Annotated in this window: 1 protein-coding gene; it reads right to left on the reverse strand. The window is 76.0% G+C overall.

Annotation, left to right across the window (positions count from 1 at the left end):
• On the reverse strand, positions 1 to 1414 hold a 1414-nt coding region (locus AC51EU_RS30500; protein ID WP_496270329.1), incomplete at both ends, for an HtaA domain-containing protein.

Consider the following 1414-nt stretch of genomic DNA (forward strand, 5'->3'; position numbering starts at 1 on the left):
GGACCCGCCGCCGAGGTCCGTGCCGGAGCCGCCGGAGGACGTGGCGGAGCCGTGGCTGCCGGAGGGCAGCGAGGCCCCGGGCGTGGTGGAGACCGCGAGGCCGACGGGGTCGAGCCGCTGCCCGGCGCGGTACATGTGCTCGAAGGCGCGGGCGCCGTCCTCGGTGAGGGTGGCGGGGACGGAGGTGAGGGTGACGACGTCCTTCCGGGCGGTGAGGGCACCCGCCGGGATCGTCAGGCGGGCGACGGGCAGGGCGGTGGCGCGGGTGACCTTCCCGGTGGCGCGGGACTTGGTGGAGACGTCCGCGTACAGGGTGCCCTTGGTGCCGGCTGCCTTGACGGTGAGGTTCCGGAAGGTCATGTCCAGGGCGCCGGAGTGGGCGAGGAAGCGGACGCCGCCGTTGAAGCCGACGTCGAGGGCGGCCTTCTTGGTGTCGTGGGAGCCGTGTCCGCCGGAGAAACGGTAGGTGCCGCCGGCCGCGGAGGCACCGCCGGAGAGTTCGGCCCTGCCGTTGCCGATCGGGCCGGTGACGTAGTCGCGGAAGGACTCCTTGACGCCCCAGTCGAGGGTGCCCTTGACGATCCGTCCGGCGGACGCGGCGGGCTTGTCCCCGGTGGTGCGGTCCGTGCCGCCGTCGGTGCCGGGCTCCGCTCCGGGCGTTCCGGGCCGTCCGGGGACCGTGGCCGGCTGCTCGGGCCGGCCGGGCGCGGGCTCGTCGGTGCGGCCGGGGGCGGGGGCGGCGGTGCGGGTGGGCTCCGGCTCCGGGGTGCCGGTGGGCTCGGGGGTGGGGGTCGGTCCGGGGGCCGGTGCCGCGGCGGGGGTGACGGTGAGGGTGGCCGGGTCGAGTTCCTGTCCGGCCTTGTACATGCCGCGGAACGCCTCGGCGCCGTCGGCCGTGAGGGTGGCGGGTATCCGCGCGAAGGTCATCGCGCCGCCGGTGCCGCTGCCCGGCCGGACGGCCGAGAGGTCGAGGGCGGCCAGGGGCACGTCGTCCTTGGTCCTGCCGCCGGTCGTGACATCGGCGGTGATCTTCCCGGAGGTGCCCTTGGTGGACACCTTGAGGTCGCTGAGGGTGATGTCGAAGCCGTGGGCGGTGGAGGCGAAGCGGACGCCGCCGTGGAAGGCGGTGGCGACGGAGTGGTCGGAGGTGGTGTAGGTGCCGGTGCCGTCCTTGAAGGTGAACGGGCCGTTGTCCGGGGCCTGCCGCGCCCCGTCCGTCGTGGTGATCCCGCCCTTGGCCATGCCGGTGACGTACGTGCGGAAGGACTGCTTGACGCCCCAGTCGAGGGTGCCCTTCTCCAGGCGGACGGTGGCGGGCCGGCCGCCGTCCGCGACGGCGGCGGCGGGGAGGGCGAGGGTGGTGGCGGCGGCCGCGGTGGCGACGGCGGCCGCGAGGAAGAGGGGGCGGCGTGCG

This window comes from Candidatus Streptomyces philanthi (genome assembly GCF_059553635.1).